General features: G+C 64.4%; 2 protein-coding genes and 1 pseudogene. 2 read left to right on the forward strand and 1 reads right to left on the reverse strand.

The features are described from left to right. Both EN879_RS28710 and EN879_RS28715 read left to right on the forward strand, forming a co-directional pair. A pseudogene (locus tag EN879_RS28710) lies at positions 1-308 on the forward strand (phosphomannomutase/phosphoglucomutase); the annotation flags it as partial. Between the two features lie 11 nt (positions 309-319). Further along, positions 320-2,560 (forward strand): mannose-1-phosphate guanylyltransferase/mannose-6-phosphate isomerase, encoded by a 2,241-nt coding sequence (locus EN879_RS28715; protein WP_013532683.1) that lies wholly within the window; start codon positions 320-322, stop codon positions 2,558-2,560. Positions 2,561-2,568: 8 nt separating this feature from the next. Here EN879_RS28715 and EN879_RS28720 read toward each other — a convergent pair. Further along, the coding region (locus EN879_RS28720; RefSeq protein ID WP_127274406.1) for an aldehyde dehydrogenase family protein at positions 2,569-3,428 on the reverse strand (860 nt) is incomplete at its 5' end.

Below are 3,428 nucleotides of genomic sequence, written 5' to 3' on the forward strand. Positions count from 1 at the left end.
CGCCGCACTGCGCGGACGATGTGAAGTATGGCGTTGTCGAGCGGGTGGTTGCCGACTTTCAGGCCATGAAGCGGGATGGAACGGTTTTTGCGGGCCAGAAGATCGCCGACCTCATCACCGTCAACGGTGCGCGCGTTGTCGCGGACGACGGCACCTGGGGACTGGTGCGCGCCTCGTCGAACAAGCCGGAACTGGTCGTGGTCGTCGAAAGCCCGGTGTCGTCGCAGCGTCGACGGGAGATGTTCGAGGCTGTCGACACCGTGCTGCGCCGCAGCCCCGAGGTGGGCGCCTACAACCAGACCTTTTGAATGGTGGTTGAATGACCGAGCGGATTGTCAGTTTTGTCATGAGCGGCGGGGTCGGCTCGCGGTTGTGGCCGCTGTCGCGCGAGGACAATCCCAAGCAGTTCCACGATCTGTCCGGCGACGGCTCGATGCTGGCCAAGACCTTGCGCCGGCTGACGGCCCGGCCGGAAGGCGAAACGCCGATCTTCCTGATTGCCGCGGAGCGCCATGCCGACCGCGTTCACGCCGATCTTGCCGGCCTCGACCTCGCCGGCGGCGGGCCGCTGTTCGAGCCGACCGGGCGCAACACAGCCGCCGCCGTCGCACTGGCGACGCTGCGCACACTGTCCGAGTTCGGCGACAGCCTGGTGCTGGTGGTGCCGTCGGACCATGAGATATCGACCCCGCGCCAGTTCTGGCAGAGCGTCGAAGCCGGCACCGAGGCAGCGCGTAGCGGCCGGCTGGTGGTGTTCGGCATCAGGCCGACACAGCCCGAGACCGGCTACGGCTATATCGAGGTTGCGGCCGAAAGCGGCGGCATCTTCGACGTGTCGCGCTTCGTCGAAAAGCCGGATCTTGCGACTGCGCAAAGCTATCTCAAGGCCGGAAATTTCTACTGGAACACCGGTATCTTCCTTTTTCGCGCCAGCGCCATGCGTGATGCCTTCATAGCGTTCCAGCCGGATATCTGGCAGGCCACCGAAGCAGCGTACAAGGCAGCGACATCGGATTTGTCCGGCCTTTACATGCCGCTAGAACTCTACGCCGCCATTCCGTCGAACTCGATCGACTACGCCATCATGGAGCGGGCAAAAGACATCGCGATGGTGCCGGCCGGCTTCCGCTGGAACGATCTCGGCTCATGGCAGTCGCTGCTCGATGTCGGCCCCGCCGACGACCGGGGCAATGTCATCATCGGCGACGTCGTCGCCATCGATTGCGAGAATTCCTACATTCGCAGTGACGGCCGCCTGCTGTCGGCGATCGGCATGAAGGACATCGCCATCGTTTCGACATCGGATGCCACCTTCGTCGCTCCGGTCAGCCACAGCCAACACGTCAAGAAGATCGTCGAGCAGCTCGAAAAATCGGGTCGCCTGGAAACCAGGTTCACGCCGGCGCATGACCGCGTCATCGAAAGCGGCGCCTGGCGGCGGCGCGTGCATCACTGGCTGTTTCAGGAGACCTTGCCGCTGTGGTCGACATCGGGCGTCGACGAACGCCATGGCGGCTTTCACGAAGCGCTTGGCCTGGACGCTTCGCCGTTGATGAAGCCCAAGCGCATGCGCACCACGGCGAGGCAGGTCTATGCCTTCGCCGTTGCCCGGGCGCGCGGCTGGGACGGTCCGGCCGACCGGCTGATCAGCCACGGCATCGCCTTCATGGCCGGCAAGGGCCGCACCGACAAGGGCGGCTGGGTTCGGACGCTGAATGTTGACGGTTCGGTTGCCGACGCCACCGAGGATGCCTACGATCATTCCTGCGTGCTCCTGGCACTGGCGCATGCGCATATGTCTGGCAATCCCGACGCCTTGCGCCTCGGCGAGGAAACCTTCGCCTTTCTCGATGCGCATCTCGAAGACAGCCGCATGACCGGCTTCCTTGAGACATCGGATGGCAAAGGCGAGCGCCGCTCCAACCCGCATATGCACCTGCTTGAGGCCTTCCTCGCCTGGCACCAGGCGACCGGCGAGCGCGCCCATCTGCGCCGCGCAGCGCGCATCATCGACCTCTTCCGCAGTCATTTCTTCGATCCGGAAAGCTGGACGCTTGGCGAGTATTTCGATGCCGAATGGAAACCATCCGCCGGCGAGAAAGGCTCGTGGACCGAGCCTGGCCACCATTTCGAATGGGCCTCTTTGTTGGTCGATTTCGCCGGGCGCAGCGGCCAGGCCGAGTTGAGCGGCTTTGCCAGGAAACTCTACGCCTCGGCCATCGCCAATGGCCTCAACCGCGCCACCGGGCTTGCCTATGGCGCCGTCTCGCGGCAGGGCCTGCCGCTCGACCTGATATCGCGCAGCTGGCCGCAGGCCGAAGCCGTGAAGGCGGCGATCGCACTGGATGGCTCGGGCGGCCCCGATCTGAAGCCCGAGATCGAAGCGCGCGTCGGCCGGCTGTTCCGCTGGCACATCGACCCGGCGCCGCTCGGCCTGTGGATCGACCGCATCGACGAGCGCGGCCGCTCACTGGCATCGGACGTTCCGGCCAGCATCTTCTATCATCTGGTCTGCGCGCTGACCCAGTATCTGGACAGCACGGCCGACCTGAAGGCGTAAGGGCAGCCTCAGTACGGGCTCGCCACATCCCCGGTCTCGACATAGATCGACTTCAGCTGCGAATAGAGCGCCAGTGCGGCCAGTGAATTCTCACGCCCGATGCCTGACTGTTTGAAGCCGCCGAACGGGATTTCCACCGGCGTCAGATTATACGCGTTGATCCAGCAGGTGCCGGCCTGCAGTTCGGCGATGACGCGGTGGGCGCGCGGCAGGTCGCGCGTGAAGACGCCGGCAGCGAGGCCGAATTCGGTGTCGTTGGCGCGGTCGATCACCTCGTCCTCGCCGTCGAATTTCAACACGCTCATCACTGGTCCGAAAATTTCTTCACGGGCGATGCGCATGCCATCGGTCACGCCGGTGAACACCGTCGGCTCGACGAAGAAGCCGCCCTGAAAGCCCTGCAGCGAAGGCACATTGCCGCCGCAAGCAAGCGTCGCTCCATCCTGCTTGCCGATCTCGATATAGCCGGCCACCTTGTCGTGCTGCGCCTTGGAGACCAGCGGTCCCATCTGGGTTTCGGGATCGAGCGGGTCGCCGATGCGGATTTTCTTGGTCCGCTCTATCAGACGGTCGACAAAGCGGTCGTGGATGCCGCTCTGCACGAAGACGCGCGTGCCGTTGGAGCAGATCTGTCCGGTCGAATAGAAATTGCCGAGCATGGCGCCGCCAATGGCGTTCTCGATGTCGGCATCGTCGAACACGATCAGCGGCGACTTGCCCCCGAGTTCCATCGTCGCGTGCTTCATCTTCGAGCCGGCAAGCGACAGCACCTTGCGGCCGGTCGGCACCGAACCGGTCACCGAGACCTTGGCGACGACATCGTGGCCGACAAGCCCGGCGCCGACATCGCCATAGCCCTGCACAACGT

Source organism: Mesorhizobium sp. M7A.F.Ca.AU.002.02.1.1 (genome assembly GCF_003998535.1).
In the GTDB taxonomy this organism is placed as follows: Bacteria; Pseudomonadota; Alphaproteobacteria; order Rhizobiales; family Rhizobiaceae; genus Mesorhizobium; species Mesorhizobium ciceri.

Coding starts and splice junctions, on each gene's coding strand:
- EN879_RS28715 (WP_013532683.1), top strand. CDS start 320: ATGACCGAGCGGATTGTCAGTTTTGTCATGAGCGGCGGGGTCGGCTCG.